Origin of the sequence: Paenibacillus sp. FSL E2-0151, assembly GCF_037993015.1 — a bacterium.
In the GTDB taxonomy this organism is placed as follows: Bacteria; Bacillota; Bacilli; order Paenibacillales; family Paenibacillaceae; genus Paenibacillus; species Paenibacillus amylolyticus.
The window spans coordinates 414,285-437,154 of sequence record NZ_CP150308.1; the positions used below are offsets into that span (position 1 = coordinate 414,285).

Here is a 22,870-nt window from a genome sequence, read left to right on the forward strand (position 1 = left end):
CGCTTGCTTGGGTTTTCTTTTTACATAGTATAGTTGCATGAAAAGAAAAAGTAAAATTAAATTTTATAATAAAAAATAATGTTGAATTTTTATTTTACAACTCATATAATGAATTCAATCTACAATTTTGGAAGGAATTAATACTGTTAATGTCAATTAAGTTGACGTTAATATTGCATTTAAGAGATTTAGCTTGCGACTGGCAGGCCCAATCTACAGGGGAGGTGCTTTTCCTTACTGCCGCGTGTATAGGTGGATTGCGTTTGAAGGCCGAACGATCACAAAGGGGTAGCATGGTTAGGCAATGAAAGAATCGGATGATGACATGCAAAGGAGATGAAGGGATGAAAAAGAAGGGTCTGGTATGGGCAATGTTGTTGATGATGGTCTGGGTTACAGCCTGTGGGAATAGCGGAGGTGCTGCTTCGGATGACCCGAATGCCGATGATAGGGTAACGGTATGGACCTATCCTGTACATGGCACATATGAAGATGAACTGAAGGATCTAATCTCTGATTTCAATAAAGAACACCCGAACATTACCGTGAAGACGGAAATGCTTTCCTGGGCGGAAGGGCCCAAAAAATTCGATGTCGCTCTGAACGCAGGTAACCCGCCGGATCTTTACTTTCATAGCGTAGACGGCACATATGTGAATACGGGATTGGCACTTGAGCTGGACAGCTACCTGACACCTGAGATCAAGGACGACTACCTGCCAGGTACGCTTGATTTAGGCCAGATTCAGGGTAAACAGTACGGACTGCCGTTGTATCAATTCCAATGGGCTTGGGGTGGTAACAAACGCATTCTGGAGGAAGCGGGCATTGATTGGAAGTCCATTCAACAAAATGGCTGGACCTGGTCCGAATTCAACGATGCTGCTGCCAAGCTGACCAAAACGCTGGATGGCGGGGCCAAGCAATATGCACTGGTTACCGACGGAACCTCGCTTGACTTCATTGAAATGCTGTCCCGGAATAACGGGATGATCGATGTTCTTGATAAAGACGGCACGTTCCAATGGAATGATGGTCGCATTCTGGATACCCTCTCTTTTATCAAAAACCTGATGGATCAAGGGTATATGCCGAAGGAAACGGCGGCTCTCGCTCCAGCGAAACGGACGGATATGTTCTACGCGGGGGAAACGGCGATCATCTCCAAAGCGATTCCTTATTATGATGTGATGATTCAGAATCGCAACAAGGACATCGATGATGGCAAGGTGCAGGGAGAGAAGATTGATTTTGTCCTGTTGCCTGTACCACATAATGATGATCAACCTGCGGCCACAACGATGGGCGGCGAAGGGTATGTAGCCTTCAAACAGAAAAAGGACAAGGGCGAACAGCATGCCAAAAATACGTTCCTGGTGATGGAGGCGCTTAGTGGTGCCAAAGCAGGGAACTCGGCCAATGAACTGGCGCTTCCATTCGTAAGACAGTCTCAGGTGGATCTGTTTAAAGGAAAAGAGCTTGGTCAACCGGATAATCTGGCTGCTGCAAAAGTCATGGCAGAGAATATCGCGATGCCGGTTGTACTTGAACTGGATATCGACAAAGCATCTCAGCAAAAACAATTCAAGGAACAGGTTGTGAAGCCTAATATTCAGGCGCTGTTCTCGGGTGAAAAATCACCGGAGCAGATCGCAGAAGACTTCAAGAGCAAAGGCCAGCAGATGTTTGGACAATAACTCGGACAATCAAACATAACGTAAAACCACACTGATTAGGAGAGGAGGATTCGCCATGCAGACCGCCCTTGCGCCAAAATCGTCAGTGCCCCGAACTTCCCGGGTTGCCCGATTTTGGCGAGACTACGGGTGGGCGTATTTGTTTATTTTGGCGCCTGTCCTGCTGTTTCTCATTTTCACACTGTATCCCGTTCTGACGGCTCTTGTGATGAGCTTCCAGAAATACAATATTATGAACTCGACGTGGGTTGGATTGGATAACTACGAGCGACTGGTGAAGGATGAGACATTCTGGAAGTCGATTAAAAATACAGTCATCTTCACCGTAGGCACAGTCCCGGTCAATATTCTCATTACATTTGTACTGTCCTATTTCATCTATCAAATGAAAAGCAAATGGCAGACATTTTTCAAAGCTACCATGTATCTGCCTGCGGTAGCCTCCGGGGTGACCATCTCCATTGTATGGCTGGCGATCTTTGACCCGACGGATTCGGGGCTGCTTAACCGTTTCCTCGGTCTGTTCGGCCTGGATCCGGTGATCTGGCTGGGCCAGTCGGGAACGGCACTCTTTTCCCTCATTCTGATGAACTGGCTTGGATCGCACGGAGCGGGCATTATTCTGTATCTGGCAGCCATGGGTGGTATTCCGAAATCGCTGTACGAAGCGGCGGATATTGATCATGCCAGCGGCTGGACCCAGTTCAGCAAGATTACATGGCCGCTGCTCAAACCAACGACGCTGTATCTGCTCGTCACGGGTGTCATTACATCTTTCCAGGTGTTTATCTCGGTATATCTGATGACACAGGGTGGACCAAACTTTGCGACAACAACAATCGCTTATCTGATCTATGAAACGGCATTTAAATTCTATGAGTTCGGATTGGCTTCGGCTCAGTCGTTTGTACTGGCGATTATCATCATTGTCATCTCTGTCATACAGTTCAAATATTTCTCCAGCGATATTGAGTATTAGAGGTAGTTCAAAACACGAACTATTAGAGCACGTCGCATTAAGCATCCGGGGGTGAATGAAATCCATGAAATCAACACAGAAAAAGATTCTGCTCGTTGTTGCATCCATTCTGCTGGTAGTCTGGGCGCTGGTGACGGTCATTCCGATGTATTGGATGCTCGTTGGTTCGGTGCAGGATAGCGCGATGTCGGCTTCGTTTAAACCACAGATGATTCCGGAGCAGTTGTCGTTATCACCATATGAGCGCTTTTTTGCCAAAACCGATGCCTGGCGCTGGTTATACAATTCGCTGCTCATCTCGATTATTCTGACCGTCACAAATGTATTCTTCGTCTCCCTGGCGGGATATGCGTTCGCCAAACTGAAGTTTCCGGGTAGTCAGGCGGTATTCTGGACTTTGCTTGGGACCATGATGATCCCGGCGCAGGTGACACTGATTCCTTTGTACATTCTGATGGTTAACGTGTTTGACTTGGGGGATACGTATACGGCCATTATTCTGCCTGCTGCCGTTAGCGTGGGCAACATTTTCTTGATGAAACAGTTCATGTCTACGCTGCCCACATCGCTGATACATGCGGCACGTATCGATGCATGTAGTGAATTCGGTATCTTCTGGAAAGTCATTCTGCCGATGGCAAAGCCGGGAATTGCGGTGCTGGCGATATTCACGTTTGTGGCTTCGTGGAACGAATTCTTCTGGCCGTTCCTCATTACCAATTCCAACGAGATGCGTACCATTCAGGTGGGGCTGGCTTCATTCGTATTTGCCGAATCAACGGACTTCGGCGCAATGATGGCAGGGGCAACAATAGGTGCGCTGCCCATGATTATTTTGTTCTTCTCACTGCAACGTTATTTCCTACAAGGCATTACGATCGGTGCAGTAAAAGGTTAATTCCAATATATGTTCAACTAAACATTTACACCATAACAGCGATCGGAAGGTTGTTCTGTCATCGGAGTGCCAGTGTAAGGATTCGTTAGTTGAACTTATATAGTTCAGGACAAGCGACAACGTAAAGGGGGATCTACCTATGGCACGCGTGGAGTTTCGCCAAGTGCGCAAAGAATTCAAAGACGATCATAAAGGAACGTTCACGGCTGTGGCCGGCTCGGACTTTGTTATAGAAGATAAGGAATTCGTAGTGTTTGTGGGTCCTTCGGGCTGTGGCAAGACAACGTCACTGCGGATGATAGCCGGACTTGAAAAGCAAACAAGCGGTGATATTGTGATCGGTGACCGGCTAGTTAACGATCTGCATCCGAAGGATCGGGATATCGCGATGGTGTTTCAGGATTATGCACTCTATCCGCATATGACCATCCGTGAGAATCTTTCCTTTGGCCTGAAAAACCTGAAAAAGCCAAAGTCCTACATTGATGAACAGGTGCAGAATGCGGCCTCCATTCTGGGACTGGAAGCGATGCTGGAGCGCAAACCACGCGAGCTGTCTGGTGGTCAGCGCCAGCGTGTTGCGGTGGGACGGGCGATCGTCCGTGATCCGCAGGTGTTTTTATTCGATGAACCACTGTCCAATCTGGATGCCAAGTTGCGGGTACAGATGCGGGTGGAGTTGGGTGAGTTGCATAAACGTCTCGGTGCCACGATTGTGTACGTGACGCATGATCAGGTAGAAGCCATGACACTTGGGGAACGCATCGTGGTCATGAATCATGGAGATATTCAGCAGGTGGCTTCACCGAAAGAATTGTATGCGAGTCCGCGGAATATGTTTGTTGCCGGATTTATCGGTTCCCCGGCGATGAACTTCATCGATGCCCGGATTGAAGGCACGCAGGTTGTCGTGGACGGTGCATCATTCACCTTGCCAGAAGATGTACTCGCTCGTCTTCAGAGTCATCAAGGCAAGCCGGTGATTATGGGTCTGCGTCCAGAGCATATTTTTGGTGATGATGTCGCTCCGAATATCCCGACAGACCACATGCTGCAAGCGCGAGTTCAGGTTGTAGAACATCTGGGCTCCGAGAATTTGGTATATTTCCATTCCGGTGCCCGTACTGTTACGGCCAAGGTCCACCCGGAAACACATGCTTATGTAGGTATGGACAAAAATTTTGTGCTGGACCTACATAAGGCGCACTTTTTTGATCCAGAGACGGAGCTTGCGATTGGACGGGAGTAGGCGGGGCTGAAGTTCGTTACAATTGGCATGCCTCGAAAATCTGCCGTTTAAGGTGCGGTAGATTCGTTAGCAGGTTGCAAGTTTGGTACAACATACTGACCGGTGGTGCGGCCAAGCCAACCGAAATGGGGAGCCCTTTTAAGATAGCCCTTGTGGGCGATCGCTTTGCTTCTCCAGATTTGTTCTGTTTTCTCCGTTATCGTGTAAATGTTTAGTCCAACTTATATAGAAGGGAGAATAAACATGCGTAAGCTGAGTGAAGTATTGATCAAGTCGGGCGCGGAAATCTATCGGGATATTATTCCGGTGGCCTTGTACAGTGTCGTTAGTTCCATCGTATTGGTTCCCATTATGATGTTTGCTCCGCTGCCGATCGCTATACTGCTTCTGGCCTTGATGTATATGCCCATCCTGTTCGGTGTTTGTTATGCCGTGCATCACAGATTGGAACGTACGGAACGGCGCAATGGACTTAAGGATATCTGGGTCGGAACGTTGAAGGGAATAATCCCGGGAGGATCGGTGGGTGTGCTTTTCGCGGTGCTTGGTTTCATTCTATGGTCAACTTGGTGGTATTACGGTGGACAGGGTGGAATTACAGGTACAGCAGTGGGTGTATTCCAGACGTTCTTTGTTCTCATGGCGCTGATGTCACAGTTCTATACCTGGCAGCTTGTTTTACAAAAAAACATGGGCATCGTTCAGGCGATGGGGGAAAGTGTAAAGCTGTTCTTCCGTCACCCGGGGTACACGATGGGCGCTTGTTTTCAGGCCATGTGCCTGACGGCTCTGCTGATGCTGACTGTCGTTGGTTTCGGAGCGCTGTTTGGAGGTATGTTTGCCATCTATCAGCATAAGGTTGCTCTTAATGTGCTGGAGCCTGAAGAAGAGCCTGTCGTAACAGGCGGTAATGATCACCAGCATACAGGCTGGGTCAGCCAGGGGAATGTGTGATGGGTCAGTTGAATGGGACCGAGCAGATCCCGGCTGTAAAAACGGGAGTTGATCTTCTGTCCAGAGGGTTATCGCATCCATGGATAACGGGTAACCGAATCGGTCTAATAACAAACCCGACTGGTATTACAGCGGATTTTGTATCGACAATAGATGTGTGCGCTGGACTGGCTAATACCGAGCTTACAGCGCTCTATGCCTGTGAGCACGGACTGTGTGGAGAGCTTCAGGCGGGTGTCAGATTCGGAGACATGTTTCATCCACGTCTGGACATTCCGGTGTTCAGCCTGTATGGAGATTACAAGAAACCTACGCCTGCAATGCTGGCTGGAGTGGATACGGTGCTGTTCGACATTCAGGATGTGGGTATCCGTTATTACACATATGCCTCAACCTTGTTCCATATGATGGATGCCTGTGCTGAAGCAGGCAAACGTATGCTGATTCTGGACCGTCCGAATCCGCTGGGTGGAAACGATGTGGAAGGCGGTGTGCTGAACGCGGGGTATGAATCACTCGTTGGCGCTTGGCGTGTACCTGTACGTACCGGATTGACGATAGGTGAACTCGCCCTGATGGTCAACAGCGAGATGGATGTACCTTGCGAATTGGACGTGGTTGCCATGGAAGGATGGCAGCGCTCCATGGAGTTTGCGGATTGTGGGCTTCCCTGGATGTTACCCTCTCCCAATATGCCCACGCTGGACAGTGTGCGGGTATATGCGGGTACGTGCCTGTTCGAAGGCACTAATGTATCGGAGGGAAGGGGCACAACCCGCCCATTCGAGTGGATAGGGGCACCCTGGGTTGACGGTGAACGTTTGGCGGAACGATTTCGGGAATACAAGCTGGAAGGTGTGCATGTGCATCCAGTGTACATGTCGCCAACATTCTCCAAACATGCAGGTGAGCTGTGTGGTGGTGTAAGGATTTTTGTAACGGACAGCCGGAAATTTCGGGCGGTAGAGACAGGGTTAGTGCTTTTACATGAACTGGTGTCACTCTATCCGGAGCAATTCTGCTGGCTGGAGCCGCCAGAGCCAGGTTCAAGGTACTTTATCGACCTGCTGGCAGGGGGGAAGGAAGTCAGGGAAACGATTCATGACCGCGCGGAATTCATTCGTTTAATGGACGCGTGGAATGTACAGGCAGCGGAATGGAAGGAGCGGCGAAAGCCGTTTTTGTTATATCAATGAACGGATGTTTGTTAGCGGAGGGAGGCATGAAATGAGTGGGCCAAAAGAGTTATACCAGTCGAAGCTGAAACAGATGACCTTGCGTGAGAAAATCGGGCAAATGCTGCTTTGTGGCTTTCATGGCACCGAAGCTGCTGGCGATGTGGAACCCTTTCTACGAAAGTATCCAATCGGTGGCGTAATCTACTTTGCTCGCAACGTTGAGTCGCCAGAGCAGGTAGAGCGGTTATCGTCAGGGTTACAACAGATTGCCAAAAGCAGCGGTAATGTGCCGCTCTGGATATCCATTGATCAGGAGGGCGGCATGGTTGCTCGAATTACCCAAGGGATAACCTTGATGCCTGGACCAATGGCCATTGCCGCTGCCGGTTCCATTGACGATGCATATCAGGCGGCATATATCAGTGGGTTGGAGCTGAAGGCCATGGGCATTAACATGAACTTTGCTCCGGTATTGGATGTAAACAATAACGCGGCCAATCCGGTCATCGGTGTACGATCATTTGGCGAATCTCCACAATCGGTTGCAGAATATGGGGCCAGAACCATTGCGGGAATACAGGACGCTGGGATTGCAGCGACAGCCAAGCATTTCCCGGGGCATGGGGATACGGATACCGATTCCCATCTGGATCTCCCGATCATCACTCATGATCGGGAACGGGTAGAGCGCCTGGAGTTGATTCCATTCCGAGCGGCTATAGCCGAAGGTGTCGATGCCATGATGTCGGCGCATATTTATTTCCCTGCACTGGAGCCAGAGCGTCTGCCCGTAACGCTATCGCAAACCGTATTAAGCGGTCTGCTTCGCCAGGAACTGGGTTATGAGGGCATGATCGTGACAGATTGCATGGAGATGGATGCCATTGCCGTGAACTATGGCACTGTCGATGCAGCCGTAATGGCGGTAGAGGCCGGGGCAGATCTGGTGTTAATTAGCCATACGGCTAAGCTTCAGGCAGAGGCATTTGATGCTTTGTTAGCAGCTGTGAGGAGCGGGCGGATTAGCGAGAGACGTATTGATGAGTCGGTGAATCGCTTGCTGATGTACAAGGCGAAACGTGGTTTGTTAGAGAGTGAAACGGGTGGTGCAGGTGATGAGGAAGTGTATGGCGTAGTATCGAATGCATCATTGCCAAAGGCATCAAACGCTCCTGCTCTATCCAGTTGGTCGGAGCGCAACAATTCTTTACACCAAGAGGTTGCCCGCCGTATTAGCGAGAACAGTATCACACTGGTGCGCGATCAGCTGAATATGTTGCCCTTGAAGCCGGAACGCACGCTGGTCATAACGGTTGCCACGTCCGTGACGACAATTGCCGACGAACAGTTGACTCAGACGTTCACCTTGGGCTCAGCCTTATCCATGTATGGTCTGGATGTTGTCGATCTGACGGTCACGCCCGAGGAAGTTGCCATTCGTTCCGCCCGTCTGCTTCAGGCAGCGGAAGCAGATGACATTCGGCAGATTGTGGTGGGAACCTACAATGCGGGAAGTCCCTCCGGCGATCCACAGTGCAGGCTGATTGGTTGGATACAGCAATTGGGTAAACCACTGGCTGTTGTGGCATTGCGAAGCCCCTATGATCTGCTGGCGCTCCCGGATGCCGAGGTCTATGTAGCGGCTTACGAGAGCCGGCCACTTGCCATGGATAGCGTCGCTCAGGCGCTGATGGGGCGCATTCCTTTTGCGGGAAAACTTCCTGTAACATTAAAGCAGACAGATGATGAAAGAGCGGATGTCTCCTAGGCAGTAATAAGAATATGAGTAAATCTGCTTTTTGCAGGATGGAGAAGAGATGGATTTTGGGTTGAGCGAAACGGAAGTGTGAGTCGTTAAAATGAGAACATATACAACACAAAGAGACGATCCTTTAAAGGACCGTCTCTTTGCTCATTATAAGCTATAAATTATAGATTATTGCAATTGCAGTGCTTTGGCTGTCTGTGCCTCAACTTCATCCAAAAGTGAAGTCATGTCCATACCTGCGTGGTTGCCAAGCAGGATAATGGTGATATCATCGGACAGATTACGTGAAAAGGCTGTGGCAAACCCGCCACCACTACCGTTGTGGAAGACGGTACGGTTTGCGCCATTCTCTTTAAGAATCCAGGCGTAGCCATAGTTTTTATCAGAATAAGGCTCATACATCTGTTCAATCGTATCCTGGCTTAGAATCTTGTCCGTATACAGCGCACGATCCCATTTCAGCATATCGTCCACCGTGGAATAGATGGTTCCTGATCCTGATTGAGACACATAGTAAGGTGCAGTTACCCATGCGTTATCTTCTTGAACAAAACCACTAATCGTGTGCACTTTACGGGAGGCCTCTCCCGAATTCTTCATACCAAGTGGTTTCAGTATCGTCTGCTGCACGTAGTCGGCATAACTCATGCCAGATACCTGTTCAACGACGTATGCAAGTAAAACATACCCGCTGTTGCTGTACAGATAGGCACTTCCTGGTTCAAACTTCAGCGTTTTGTGGCGAATCTCCTCTACAGTCTCTTCCATAGAAGTTCCTTCACCCCGACCAAATGCAGATGGCAGACCTGAAGTCTGGGATAACAGCATATGCAGCGTGATCTGATCTCCCTTTGGTATACCGGAGATATACTTGGAGATTGGATCTTGCACATTAATCTTACCATCCTCAACCAGACTCAGAATGGACGCGGCCGTGAAGGATTTGCTCAGCGATGCGATTCGAGTCTTCTGATCCGGGCGGTTCAGCGTCTGTTCATCGGCAAGTCCGTAGCCTTGCTTTAGAAGTACTTCACCATCGCGGGCGATCAGAGCCATACCTGGATAGTTGATCTCGCGCAGATACGTATCAACGCTGGCAACCTCGCTGTTCAGCAGGCTGACTTGATCAGTGACCATACTTACACTCATCTGCCCCGTGGCTGTACGTTGGACCTTAATGTCTGCTTTGATTGCATTAGCCATGGCCCGGACAGGTACCATCAACGTACCGTTAACGGTACGTGAATTCACACCTGTAGCTAGATCGACCTTGTTTACTTTAATGGAATCGCTGCCAGCCTGATGGATCAGCTTGTCTCTGCCAACGGTAATGGTAGCCGTCTTCGTGTGATTATCCCATTTCAACGTGCCTTTAACCGATGTGACCACGTCCCGCAGTGGAACAAACGTTGAACCTTTGATGATAAGTGGTGCGTTCTTCCAGGATTGTTGCTCACCATTCACTTCAATGTGAACTGCTTGCGTCGCCTGCGCTGCGGATACCGTAATACCAGCTTGTCCCAGAATCGGGCCTGCACACAGGATAAGCGCTAACAGAATGCGGAATATGGATGAATATACCGTGGAAATACGTTGTCTTTCATTTGCCTTGCGTAAGATTTGAATCCTCTCCTTCCAATCGTTTCATGAATAACCAGCTTATGAGCATTGTAAACGATCTCGCTAAGGGGGTCAAAACGAATAGAAGGATTAGGTGAATCCATCTAAACTGATCGAAAAGATTAAATTTATTCTAATTTAGTATCTATACATAATATTTTTACAGCGATTGTCCGATAAAAGGATGGGTGAAGATTATGATGGGGGATAGTTATATGAAGAAAAGGATTCGAAATTGGTTTACTTTAACCGTAAAAAAACGCCTGATCGCTGCATTGCTCCTGTTCCTGATTGTACCGAGCATTACTGTTGGTTGGTTGTCTTATCAAAAAGCTGCTGACCAGGTTAAAATGGAAATTATTCGTTCCGCACAAGCCAAAACAGAAATGCTTAGTCTGCAGATAAATCAAATGCTGGATATGGAGAAGGATAACGCAGCGCAGATGGCTGCGGGTATTACTTCAAACGATATTATTAATAAATCCCCTGCACTGCAAAGGCAGATGGATCGGATGTCTCAGAATCATAAGGAACTGGGTGTACTCACCGCAGGTGCGGAAGATGGCAGCTGGATGAAATCTCCTGATCCCGGGGAACAGATCTATGACCCACGTGAACGTTCATGGTATACGATGGGCATGTCCCAGGACGAACCTGTAATCTCGGATACGTTCCAATCAGTCACGACAGGTGAATGGGTTGTAACGGCAGCTGCCAAGCTGGCTGATGGCAAAGGGGTATTCGGGGCCAATGTCAGTCTCAATCATCTGAAAGAATCCGTTGATCAGATACGTATTGGTAAAGAAGGCAAACTGTACATGCTAGATAACGGGGGTAAATTCCTGTTCCACTACAATATTGAATCCGGTACACAGTCGGATGAAAGCTACATTAATGAGATGTATACGAAGGAAAGTGGAACGGTGAAGTATACATATGATGGTCACGAAATGGAAGCTGTGTATTTCACCAATCCGGTGACAGGTTGGAAAATTGTTGGCGAGATGGTTCCTTCCGAAGCAAGTGAAGCGGTAATGCCTATTTTGATCCGTGCAATTACAATTGTGGCATCTGCATTGGTTATCGGGTTGATTCTGCTTATATTCATTATCCGCAGCATTCACCGGCCATTGCTGCAATTAACGCAGGCAGCATCCAAAGTAAGCGCTGGGGACCTCACCGTTCGGGTAGGTTTACAGCGCCGGGATGAGTTCGGACAGCTCGGGGAAAGCTTCGACACGATGACGAGTTCACTACGTAGTGTGCTTGGAGAGGTGCATGATACATCCAGCCAGCTGGCGGCATCTTCTGAAGAACTGATGGCGAGTTCCGAGCAGACATCCAAAGCCACAGAACAGGTGGCTGAACTGATGCAGGATGCAGCTGCGGGAACGACTTTGCAGAACAATAGTCTTGCTGCTACAGGTCAACTCGTGGGCGAAATGTCCATTGGAGTCAAAGAGATCTCATCAAGTGCTGAAGATACCGCTCGTATCGCTCTGGATGCATCCACTAAGTCGGAAGCAGGTATGGTTACAGTAGAAGAAGCGGTTACCCATATTCAGCAGGTGAATGATGAGAGCAAAGCCATGTCTGTGGTCATTGAGGATCTGCGCGCGAAAAATGAAGAGATTCTTGTGATTGTGGCCGAGATTACGGCCATTGCCAAGCAGACGAACATTCTTGCATTGAATGCATCCATTGAAGCTTCAAGAGCTGGCGAGCAAGGGCGCGGATTCGCGGTTGTAGCCAACGAAGTGAAGACACTGGCTCACAGTTCAGGCGCTTCAGCCGAGCGGATTAATGAGCTTATGCATGAGATGCAGGAGAAAACCAATGCGGTGCAATCCACTTTTGCCCGTACGGGAGAAGGTATGGTGAAGAGTTCGCAGATGGTTACAGAAGCAGGCGAAGCATTCAATAACATTCGTACTGCGGTACAGTTGGTGGCTGCACAAGCTGGAGAAGTATCCACGGCTTCCCGTCAAATTGATGGGGGCATGAGTCATATCAACAAGGCAGTAAGTGATACCATGGTTCTGTCGGACAGAATTGCCTCTGGAACGGAAGATGGATCAGCGGCGGCTCAAGAGCAGTTGGCTACAATGGAAGAGGTTGCAGCTTCTTCGGCAGCATTGTCACGTATGGCTGAAGATTTGCAAAGCATGATTGAACGGTTTAAGTTGTAACAGAGATTGAAATGAGACTGCAGGGTTGCGACCCTGCGGTCTTTTTTCTGTTGAACAAGGGACATCCGTTATGTCTTTAAACACAGCATTCTTTTCCGTTATATTGACATATAATAAACAAAACTATATTATATCTATAAATAAACAAACATAATTATAAAATATTTGATTAATATACAGTTGGAATGACCATACAATGATAAAAAGGAGCTTTTACATGAAATCATCGGAATCCTGGTTGCAAACAGCTTCATTGGAAGAGATCAAGCGTGGTTATATGGAGGAGGGTCCCGCCTATATATGTGTCTGCTGCGGATACAGGACGGAATCGGGGATTATCTATCCTGAAGAAGGAGTGCTCTATGAGGCAGCCCGTTATATGCGAGTGCATATTGAGAAGGTTCATGGATCGGTATTTGAATATTTGCTGGAGCTGGATAAAAGCGTAACCGGATTGTCTGATGTCCAGCGGGGCTTGTTGTCACAATTCTATGAAGGCAAGAAGGATGCTGAAGTACAGAAGACCCTTGGCATCGGGAGTGCTTCCACGATCCGGAATCATCGGTTTGTATTAAAGGAGAAGGAACGGCAGGCCAAGATATTTCTGGCATTAATGGAGCTTCTCAAGAGTAAAGATACCCAAGCCCCGGCTGAATGGGTGTCGCCGGTGACAAGACATGGGCATACGATCCATCCGAACTCATTTGATATTACAGAACAGGATCTGGAGAAGGTGCTAAACAAGTATTTTCCAGAGGGTACTGGCGGTCGGCTGACGACGTTTCATATGCAGCAAAAGCATAAATATATTGTGCTCATCGAAATTGCCAAACGATTCGAGACAGAGCGCAAATATTCCGAGAAACAGGTCAATGAGCTGCTGAAGGAAGTTCATGATGATTACGTGGAAATACGGAGGTATCTCGTCGACTATGGTTTGCTGGAACGTGAGCCAGACGGCAGTCAGTATTGGCTGGGAAGCCACGCAGATCAACAGAGCGCCGAAGTTGGAAAACCGGAGCGCAAAGCAAAGGGGGAGCAGGAGAAGATGGATCGTCGCAAAGAATTACAGGAACAGGCCAAAGAAGTCAAAACGGAAGCGGGCGTCTACCAGATTCGGAATGAACGTAACGGCAAAGTTTATATCGACAGCACACTTAACCTGAAAACCATTAACGGACAACGATTTATGTTACAGATGGGTAGCCATCTGAATCGAAGATTGCAGGCTGAATGGAATGAATATGGAGAGAATGCGTTTGTGATTGAGGTGCTGGAGACATTGAAACAAGACGATAACCCGTATAACGATCCCAAAGATGCACTCGCCAAATGTCTGAATCGCTGGTTTGAACAGTTAGAGCCCTACGGAGATCAAGGGTACCACGGAGATAAAAAGCAATCTGCTGAATAGGAGGGACATTTCCATTCTGAATTTCTTGGCCCTTCATAACCCAAAAACCCCTTTGCCAATGTGATGGCAAAGGGGTTTTTGGTGTTATAGACTACTTATTATTATATAAGTTGAACTAATCTTTTACACGATAACGGAGAGGACAGAAAAAACCTGAAAAAGCGAAGCGTTCGCCTTTATCCCCGGATTTTCCCCTTTGGAAAAGGGAATCAAAAAATCTGGGGATAACAGCGATTGGAAGGTTATTCTGTCATCGTAGTGTTAGTGTAAACAATCTCTAGTTCAACGACTACAGCTTGAATTGTTCCACCAGCTTCTGCAGCTTGTGAGCCAGATGGGCAAGGGAATCAGCAGAGGATGATATCTCCTGCATGGAAGCGACTTGCTCCTCCGTAGCAGCAGAGATGTTCTCCGTTCCATCGGCATTGGTTTCCGATATGGCGTGGATCTGATCAATGGATTGCACCACTTCGGCTGTACTTGCAGACATCTGTTGGGAGGCGGCTGCAATGTTCTCAAGCTGATGATTGACGACCCCAACAGCCTCACTAATCTGGGCAAAAGCTTCATCTGCAAACTGAACGGCACGAATTCCGTTGCTTACATCCTGTTGCCCGATCTGTACATTTTGATTGGCCACTGAAATCTCCTGTTGAATCGCTCCGACCATCTCTACAATCTTCTGGCCGGACAGGCTCGATTGTTCCGCCAGCTTGCGGACTTCGCTGGCAACAACGGAGAAGCCACGTCCATGCTCACCTGCACGTGCTGCTTCAATAGAAGCATTGAGAGCAAGCAAATTGGTCTGTGCAGCGATATCTGTAATGACAGATACCATCTCACCAATGGATGTGGAATGCTGTCCAAGTCGTCCAGCAGTATCTGCCATACCTTGCACAAAGCGACTGACGGAACTCATCTCAGATACGGCCGTCTGCATGGTTGCATTCCCTTTATCCGCGAGCTCACTTGCTTGCATGGCAGCTTCGGATACTTGCTGTGTGCTGTTCGTTACCTGTCCTACACCTCCAGCAAGCTCATTCATCTGTAGTGCCGTATGTTTCAGGCTGCTTGTTTGTTTCTCAAGTCCAGCTGCGGATTCTTCCGTGATCAGGGCGACTTGCTCTGTTGCTTTGGTTGTCTCCGATGAGTTGACTGCCAATTGTGTGGATGAGGCGGTTAACTCGTCAGCTGTGTGTCGCACGTCCTGAATAACGGTTCGCAAGGATTCGCTCATCTTATTGAAGCTGGTGCTCAGCTTGCCGAATTCATCCTGTCCCAATACAGCAACCTCGATGGTCAAATTACCATTACTAATTTCGTCAGATGCCTTCACCAAACGGTTCAGTGGTTTGGTGATTGATTGCACAATCCAGAAAATAATGACGGAGCTTACCGCAATTGCAATCGCTACAACAATAAGTGTGGTGTATAAAATCGGACGGACAGAAGCCGTCACTTCCCCACTGTCAATGACACCAACCACGGTCCAGCCCGTCGTTTCATTGGTGGAGAAAAAGGCGTGTTCCTGGTTTCCATTTAGTGTATAGGTCAGACTTCCGTTTTTCTGTGCGAAAATATCTTTATAGGGTGCCATGGTTCCTTCGGTCCCCGGTTTTTCGGTAGGATGTACAATGATTTTATTGGCATTATCAATGATATAGATATAACCCTTCTCGCCAATCTTCGTAGAGTTAACCGTTTTCGAGAGGGCTTCAAGCGACAGGCTGACAGAGACGACACCATGGCCATCCGCTGAGGTCTGAGCTACCGAAGCAACAACATTGCCGGTATTGCTTGATAAGTAGGGGGTGATTACGGTAGGGACATCTTTGTTCTGCGTAGCAGCCTGATACCACGGGCGTTCGCGCGGGTCATAACCTTCTTTGTTCACCGCAGTTACAGGGGAGTTAATATACACGCCCTGATCGGTACCGATGGAGGCAAGTTCTACGTCATCATGCGTTTCCTTATACGCGTCGAGCAAGGTACGGATGGTATCTGTTTCGTCACCCTGATTGGGTCCGACATTGCCTGCATCCAGCTGACTTGCCAGGAAATCAACATTTTTGCGTGTTGCACCAATGATCTGGTCAATGGTCTGGTTGAGCACAGTAACACTGCTGATCGCGTTTTCATACATTTTCTCTTCAACCTTGGCATCGGCTGTTTGGAACGAGATAATGCCCAGACTAATGGTTGGAATGAGCAATACAATGGCAAATGACAAAATCAGTTTCTCTCTCATCTGCATTGTTCTTTTGACCCCTTGTTTACGAATTTTTTTCATACACATTCCCCCTCTGTGTAACCCATCCTCATGTCTAGTGGACAAGCCCATCTGGTAAAAGATATTTCATTCCATCCTTTCCAGAAGTTTCTGGTGCTATCGTATGACAAATTTCGAGTTTATTCAACATAATTTATGAGTTTCGCGAAAATATTTTTTGGTTTTGTAGGTATTTAGGATTACATCTGTTCTATAAAAAGTAATCTGTCTCTCCCTTAGTGCACATCTTGTGGTATATTTCTGAATTAATGTGAAGTGAATTCTGCAAAATCTGAAATCCATAGGGCATGTAACTGGTCATGTTGAATACACAAAGAAGTTGTTTTCATGAAGAATGGACCTGGATGGATCTACATCCATATATATCGGTTTATGGGGACCGAAATTGGAGAGGGGTTGTACGGCAGTTGGACCAAAGTACACTACAGATATCTGGACGGGAAAACATGGAAGAGGTCCGGGATCAAGCTACATTCATGCAAGGGGTCAAAGATTGTACCCCAACCCTGCTTGGTTATTTGAGTATTGGCTTTGCGGCGGGTGTCATTGAAATGACCGCAGGTCTGAGTCTGGCGGAAACGGCACTGCTCAGCCTGATTTTATATGCAGGATCGGCTCAGTTCATTGCAGCAGGCATGCTCGCATCGAATGGGTCAGCAGTAGCCATTATGTTCACCATATTTTTTGTGAATCTTCGCCATTTGCTGCTCAGTGCGGCTGTATCACCGTATTTTCGGCATCTGACCCCGCTTAAAAATATGTGGATTGGTTCACTGCTTACCGATGAGTCTTTCGGCGTTGCGATGACACGTGCAATTGGCAGGGAAAGGCTCAGTGAACGCTGGATGCACGGTCTGAATATTACCGCATATCTGAACTGGTTCGTGGCTAATATGGCGGGAGCGTACTTTGGACGCTGGATCACTAACCCGGAACGACTGGGTCTGGATTATGCCCTGCCAGCGATGTTTATTGGACTGGTTGTACTCCAGTTGGTGCATCGCAAAAACAAAAAAATACACATTAATGTGGCTATTATCGCCGTGGTCTGTGTAATCTTCGCCAGCATGGCTTCACTTGGCAGCATGAGTGTCATTGTGGCTGCGGTCATTGCGGCAACGATGGGAGTGTTCATGGAACGATGGAAGTAAGATGGGATGTATTCTGGATTATTATGGGTTCAGCGCTGTTAACATTTATCCCGCGTGTACTGCCACTGATGCTGTTCAGCAAGATACAGATTCCGATGTGGTTGTTACGCTGGCTGGAATATGTACCCGTAGCGGTCATGGCAGCGCTGATTGGTCAGGAACTGTTCATGTCAGACAACCAGTTGGTGCCGATTACGCATAATGCAGCTCTGTGGGCATCCCTGCCTACAATTGCAGTAGCTATCTGGACACGCAGTCTGCTTGGAACCGTATTGGTCGGTATTGTGGCTATGATGATACTGCGATATTGGATCGGATAATTGCTAGGAGAGTCATAAGATGGCGAAACTCAGTTATGAAAACGCTATTTTCTATTGTAGCAGAAAGGGATAAAATGGAGACTGAGGTGTTCAGTGTTTCTATTTTCACAAGAGGAAGGAACGATTTCAATCATGAGTACTAGTCCATCCGTTATATTGTTTCAGGGAGACTCGATTACAGATGGGGGAAGATCACGCAATGATGATCCAAATCATTTTCTCGGACACGGGTATGCGTATCTGATCTCCAGCAAACTGGGTATGGAACTGGCGGGCAAGCAAAAGACCTTCTATAACAGAGGCATCAGCGGGGATCGGGCATCGGACCTGTACGCACGCTGGAATGAGGATACCATTAGTCTAAAACCGGACCTGATCAGCATCCTGATTGGGGTTAATGATGCCTGGCGCACGATGAATGGTGAACCTAGCGGGGTAACGGATCGTTTCGGACGGGCGTATCGCCATTTGCTTGAAGAAACTCGGGAAGTGATGCCGGATACGGGGCTGATTTTGATGGAGCCGTTTATTCTGAGAACCGGAGCAACTGCGGAGAAATGGGAAGCCTGGGAAGAGTATATCGGTCAATATCAGAAACTGGCTCAAGGTCTTGCTGAAGAATTTGGAGCTGTGTGGGTGCCATTGCAGCAGACGTTTAATGATGCTCTGAAACAGGCGGATGCAGCGTACTGGTTATGGGATGGCGTACACCCAACCGCAGCAGGTCATGAGCTGATTGCACGCCAATGGTTGTCTGTTGTACAGAATTCTTCGCTTGCGATTGTGTAATAACAACAGCGGACAGCTACGATATGGGCAGCGGCATTATAGGTATTCAAGATCAGTTGAGGACATAAGATAATTAAGAAGATGAGATAGCCATAAAAAGCCTGTGGTGACAGGCCGAATACAACGGAGGACCTGACGAAGGTTCTTCGTTTTTTTGGTTAGGAAGGAGAAGGGAGTACCGTCGTGGAAAGGGTTCTAATGGATAATTCTTCAAAAGTGCTATCATATCCGGTAAAATGAAATCGATTACATTATAATATGGGTATGACAATCCATTAACGAAGAGTGGTGAATCCAGTGGAAGATTCCATTCACGAAGTCGAAAATGAAAATATAAACCAACGAGGAACTGAGAGCAGAACATTGAGATCCTTAAGTGCCGACAGACTCTTGGAGAAGTTATCCCGGCCTGAATTGGCTACGTTATACACAGACTTGAAGGCTTACGGTGAACGTGGCTTGAAAGAACCCATGCCTTCCTTGTCGTTCCGTCTATATCGACAGTTCAGCGATAGGGGTGAGCGAAAAGCCTATGAAGAGGCTTATTTCGATCGAAGGGGCAGACTTGCTGCTGTGGCGATGCTCGCATTAGACACAGCTAGGCCGGATGCACTGCAGGCGCTGGAAGAAATATTGTGGGACGTGTGTGGTGAGTATACGTGGTGTTTGCCCGCGCATCTGGGTACGGGAGAGGTCAACCAGGTGAATGGGAACATCGATCTGTTCGCCGCAGAGACAGTACATATGCTGGCCGAGATTGTGAACATTTACGCCGAGCGGCTGGATCGCCTTGTCATAGAACGGATCAGGTCTGAAGCAGAACGGCGAATCTTCACTCCGCTTTACCGGGAGCAACGGAAGTTCCACTGGCAGACAGCGGATCACAACTGGTCGGCGGTCTGTGGTGGGTGCTGTGGCATGGCCGCATTGTTGCTGCTCGAGGATGAGTCCACACTACAGGAATCGATCTCCCATACGGTCAGCTGTATGAACGCATTCCTGAGCGGATATGGCGAGGATGGCGGCTGTGCCGAAGGCATTGGATATTGGGTATATGGATTTGGTTATTTCACCTATTATGCCGAGATGCTTCGTGAGTACAGTAAGGGCGAACTAGATCTACTGACGGGTTCCAAAATAACAGCTATCGCAGCCTTCCCACTGCGAGTTCATCTGTCGGGTGGCACATATGTGAATTATTCGGACAGTGCCGAGCAGGAAGAGATCCCTTCCGGATTGCTTTCCCTGCTCGCATCCCGATTTGGGTTGCAGGTGGATTTGCCGCTTCATATTCCACTGCTTACTGATGATCCCTGTCATCGTTGGGCTCATCTGTTGCGGAACGTGATGTGGAGCGATCCGGCAGTGTATGGTGATGAAGGTGCTTCTGGGCAGGCTGAACGGGGATTTATCTTTCAAAATCTGGGCTGGATGATTGCAAAAGGATCGTTCGATTCTCCGGATACAAAACATGCGAACGGCGCACCCCTTCATGTGGCTATTTCCATTAAAGGCGGGCATAACGATGAACCTCACAACCATAATGATCTGGGGCAGTTCATTATCCATTGCGGTGGTGAGAATATTCTGTGTGATCCAGGAGCAGGGTTGTATACCCAAGCGTATTTTGCGCCAGGCAGAGAGCAGTTGTTACACATCTCATCATCCGGGCATAACGTTCCGCTCATTGAAGGCCAGGAGCAAAGCTCGGGCCGGCAAGCGCAAGCCCATGTGTTAGAGGCAAAGCTGGCAGAGGATGGCGGTGAGCTGAATACAACATTGGATCTGACATCCGCATATTCTGGAGCTGTTTCACTGGCTCGTTATACGCGCCAATTTCATTGGAAGAAGGCTTCTGGGGGTAGCAGGAATGGAGCGGAATTGCGTCTCATTGACCGTTTTCAATGGAAGAGCAGGGTGGTGTCTTTGGCTGATCGATCATCTTCGGTGGATAATTCAGATTCACATGCAGAGTTTTCAAGTGTTGTTGAACGATGGATGAGTAGAGTACAGCCTGAAGTGGTGAAGAGCGGTAATCTTCGCTGGCAAGGCGAACATGGAACGGTCCATATGACGTATGATGGGAACCAGTGGCAAGTCCTTACGGAGGCAATAGACACAGTTGATCATGATAATGTTCCAGTCACATTCTATCGGACGTCACTATCATGGACAGGTGCAATTGATGAGACAGATGTTCGGACAGAACGCCCTAATTCGCTTGAAACGGTATGTGAGGTACGCTTCATCATTGAACCGAAAATGGGAGAAACCGAGGTGAGCATGCGTGAGTAAATATACATCTGCGTCCACATATCCATGGAAAGATGAACTCGAACATTACCGTACATTGGCAGAACAAGCGGGCCGCCCTCCGGCAGACGGCTGGAATAGTGAGCGCAAGTTGGCACTTGTTGAAAGTGTTGTTCGCGCTTACACACCATATCAGGACAGCCAGGGGGCAATTATCGACCCGTTCTCGGGTGTGGAGAGATATTATTCTACACCGGCCTATGCGATGGCTGCGGCAGTTCTGGTTGATGCAGGGCGTACAGATTTGCTCCAATCGGCAGCAATAGCCCTGTCACAGAGCATTGATGCCGTGGTCAATGGTAGCGCACCTGACAATCACCCCGATTTTTTTCCGGTTCTCATGATGAGAGCCTATATGTTGTTGAAATCACACCTGCCTGAACATGCACAGATCTGGGCTGAGGCACTCAAGACAATCAGTCCTGAACAAGATTATGTATTTACGATGAGCAAGATGAACAATCCCAATCGCATGATTAACTGGAACGCCATTATGATCTCTGGCGAATATCTGCGGTGGCATGAACAGCTGGCGAATGAGGGTACTGCGTGGATGGATCGATATCTGGAAGCCTATCATCTACCCCGGTTTACGGCCCTTGGCTTGTATCAGGATGGACCGCTGGACCGTCCAAATTGTCCATTTTCCTATGATATTGCCACCCGTTATCACCTTGGGGTGATGCTCGAAGCAGGTTACGAGGGAACCACTGCCGATACGTTACGTGAGCAGCTGCGCCATGGTGCCTTCAGCTCGTTACTAACGCTCTCGCCGCTAGGTGAGATTCCACCGCGTGGTCGCAGCTCCCAACATCAGTGGAATGAAGCTACCGCAGCTTATGTATGTTCTACACATGCAACGCAGGCTCTGGAGGCGGGAGATCCGGTGATGGCGGGTGCTTTTGCACGTGCGGCCAATCGGTGTTTTGCTGCTGTTGAGCGCTGGAAGATGGAAGATGGACGTTTGAAAATCGTGCGCAATGAATACGCGCCAGAAGATCGGCACGGGTATGAAATCTATACCAACCACACCTGTTACAACCTGTGGACGGTAGCAGCGCTGGCCCACGCTTGTCTCAGTGATCCGGGAGACGATGTGGGCGAAGTGTATCTTCCTTCCGAGGTGGGCAGTAGGGTTTTGCAGACCGATGGGTGGTTCGAAACTGTGATTGCTTCCATACCTGGTCAGCAACTGGTATTACACACGGCGATGAATGATCCGTATACGATTTCTGGTTTGGTACGGATTCAGCAGATGGGGTTACCTGGTCTGATTGGTCCGTCCGCTGCCAGCCATGTGCAGGCCGGATTTACGGAGTTTGCCGAAGGGGCGGTCCGTCCGCTCAGCTACTGTCCTGCCTGGAAGACACCAGATGGGGTATGGCACAGTCTTGCAGAGGGGATTCCATCCGGTGGTGCATATGATCGGGATGTTGGATTAGACCCTGCTCAGGGAGGTGGTTCCATTGTGTATGAGAAGGTGGACGATGATACACGGAACCAAGTGGAGCAGCATCTGGAGGAAAGAGCGGCAGAAGATGGCGTGAACGCCTTGGAGAATGCTTTTGCCGTGACATGGGTCGGTCCATTACCCGGAATTAAAACATTGCGTACCCATTATGTACAACAGGCGGATGTGCTGACTATAACGTATGAATTCGAAGGAGAGATCGCGGCAGCAGGGGCACTCATTCCGTTGATGTTCCATGATGGCCGTGAACAGGCGGTAATTACCAATACGGATCATAGCGTGCGAACGGAGTATCGGGGGGCGTATGTAGAATCCACTGCGCTGGATCAGGGAGCCATAATTCATCTGGAGGAACAGGCTGTGGCCTCCCGTAATGGTTTACTGAAGGAAGCCCGGATTGAAGTGAACGGAGCACGTAGGTTGTCATTTGCGATCCGATTGGGCGAGGTTAACTGAAGGTGTTCAGGTTGAGGATCATTAGATCTCGAAACATCTCAAAACAGCTCAAAGCATAGTTAAAAGTGTTATTCGTGGATGATTAGTGATATTTAACGGATAGCTATTGCAGTTACGGCATACGACGCTATAGA

16 protein-coding genes are annotated in these 22,870 nt (G+C 48.5%); 14 read left to right on the forward strand and 2 right to left on the reverse strand.

The genetic code is table 11. The features are described 5' to 3' along the window. Positions 1–344: 344 nt before the first annotated feature. From MHI55_RS02105 to nagZ, 7 genes are all read left to right on the forward strand, one after another. Entirely contained in the window at positions 345–1,697 is a 1,353-nt protein-coding gene (locus tag MHI55_RS02105; RefSeq protein WP_340388564.1) for an extracellular solute-binding protein, read from the forward strand. A gap of 55 nt (positions 1,698–1,752) precedes the next feature. After that, positions 1,753–2,676, forward strand: coding sequence for a sugar ABC transporter permease (locus tag MHI55_RS02110; RefSeq protein WP_036616502.1), 924 nt, complete (start codon positions 1,753–1,755; stop codon positions 2,674–2,676). Positions 2,677–2,740: 64 nt separating this feature from the next. Then, positions 2,741–3,574, forward strand: a complete 834-nt coding sequence (locus MHI55_RS02115; RefSeq protein WP_340388565.1) for a carbohydrate ABC transporter permease — start codon at positions 2,741–2,743, stop codon at positions 3,572–3,574. Between the two features lie 139 nt (positions 3,575–3,713). Then, positions 3,714–4,823, forward strand: coding sequence for a sn-glycerol-3-phosphate ABC transporter ATP-binding protein UgpC (gene ugpC / locus MHI55_RS02120; RefSeq protein ID WP_340388567.1), 1,110 nt, complete (start codon positions 3,714–3,716; stop codon positions 4,821–4,823). A 243-nt stretch (positions 4,824–5,066) separates the two neighbouring features. Next, on the forward strand, positions 5,067–5,777 hold the full coding sequence (locus MHI55_RS02125; protein WP_340388569.1) for a hypothetical protein: 711 nt from the start codon (positions 5,067–5,069) through the stop codon (positions 5,775–5,777). Further along, the gene (locus MHI55_RS02130) at positions 5,777–6,973 is read left to right on the forward strand and encodes a DUF1343 domain-containing protein (RefSeq protein ID WP_340388571.1); all 1,197 of its coding nucleotides are present in this window, start codon (positions 5,777–5,779) and stop codon (positions 6,971–6,973) included. The genes MHI55_RS02125 and MHI55_RS02130 overlap by 1 nt, the downstream gene beginning before the upstream one ends. Positions 6,974–7,004: 31 nt before the next feature. Then, positions 7,005–8,723, forward strand: a complete 1,719-nt coding sequence (nagZ, locus tag MHI55_RS02135; RefSeq protein ID WP_340388572.1) for a beta-N-acetylhexosaminidase — start codon at positions 7,005–7,007, stop codon at positions 8,721–8,723. Between the two features lie 168 nt (positions 8,724–8,891). On the opposite strand, the gene MHI55_RS02140 is transcribed toward nagZ, so the two are convergent. Continuing rightward, positions 8,892–10,187 (reverse strand): serine hydrolase, encoded by a 1,296-nt coding sequence (locus MHI55_RS02140; RefSeq protein WP_340388574.1) that lies wholly within the window; start codon positions 10,185–10,187, stop codon positions 8,892–8,894. A 371-nt stretch (positions 10,188–10,558) separates the two neighbouring features. Here MHI55_RS02140 and MHI55_RS02145 point away from each other — a divergent pair, with 371 nt between their 5' ends. Beyond that, positions 10,559–12,532, forward strand: coding sequence for a methyl-accepting chemotaxis protein (locus MHI55_RS02145; RefSeq protein ID WP_340388576.1), 1,974 nt, complete (start codon positions 10,559–10,561; stop codon positions 12,530–12,532). A gap of 217 nt (positions 12,533–12,749) precedes the next feature. Continuing rightward, positions 12,750–13,946 carry a DUF2087 domain-containing protein gene (locus tag MHI55_RS02150; RefSeq protein ID WP_340388578.1) on the forward strand — a complete coding sequence of 399 codons (1,197 nt, stop codon included), beginning with the start codon at positions 12,750–12,752 and terminating at the stop codon, positions 13,944–13,946. Between the two features lie 289 nt (positions 13,947–14,235). On the opposite strand, the gene MHI55_RS02155 is transcribed toward MHI55_RS02150, so the two are convergent. Beyond that, entirely contained in the window at positions 14,236–16,236 is a 2,001-nt protein-coding gene (locus tag MHI55_RS02155; protein ID WP_340388580.1) for a methyl-accepting chemotaxis protein, read from the reverse strand. Between the two features lie 446 nt (positions 16,237–16,682). Here MHI55_RS02155 and MHI55_RS02160 point away from each other — a divergent pair, with 446 nt between their 5' ends. The 5 genes from MHI55_RS02160 to MHI55_RS02180 all read left to right on the forward strand — a co-directional run bounded on the left by MHI55_RS02160 (position 16,683) and on the right by MHI55_RS02180 (position 22,736). Beyond that, positions 16,683–17,387 carry an AzlC family ABC transporter permease gene (locus MHI55_RS02160; RefSeq protein ID WP_340390560.1) on the forward strand — a complete coding sequence of 235 codons (705 nt, stop codon included), beginning with the start codon at positions 16,683–16,685 and terminating at the stop codon, positions 17,385–17,387. Then, positions 17,378–17,707: an AzlD domain-containing protein gene (locus MHI55_RS02165; RefSeq protein ID WP_062837141.1), complete on the forward strand. Its 330-nt coding sequence runs from the start codon at positions 17,378–17,380 to the stop codon at positions 17,705–17,707. Before MHI55_RS02160 ends, MHI55_RS02165 begins: the two co-directional genes overlap by 10 nt. Before the next feature lie 132 nt (positions 17,708–17,839). Next, positions 17,840–18,496, forward strand: coding sequence for an SGNH/GDSL hydrolase family protein (locus tag MHI55_RS02170; RefSeq protein ID WP_076216567.1), 657 nt, complete (start codon positions 17,840–17,842; stop codon positions 18,494–18,496). Positions 18,497–18,784: 288 nt separating this feature from the next. Further along, the gene (locus MHI55_RS02175; protein ID WP_340388582.1) at positions 18,785–20,791 is read left to right on the forward strand and encodes a heparinase II/III family protein; all 2,007 of its coding nucleotides are present in this window, start codon (positions 18,785–18,787) and stop codon (positions 20,789–20,791) included. Further along, positions 20,784–22,736 carry a glycosyl hydrolase gene (locus MHI55_RS02180; RefSeq protein ID WP_340388584.1) on the forward strand — a complete coding sequence of 651 codons (1,953 nt, stop codon included), beginning with the start codon at positions 20,784–20,786 and terminating at the stop codon, positions 22,734–22,736. The genes MHI55_RS02175 and MHI55_RS02180 overlap by 8 nt, the downstream gene beginning before the upstream one ends. Positions 22,737–22,870: the final 134 nt, after the last annotated feature.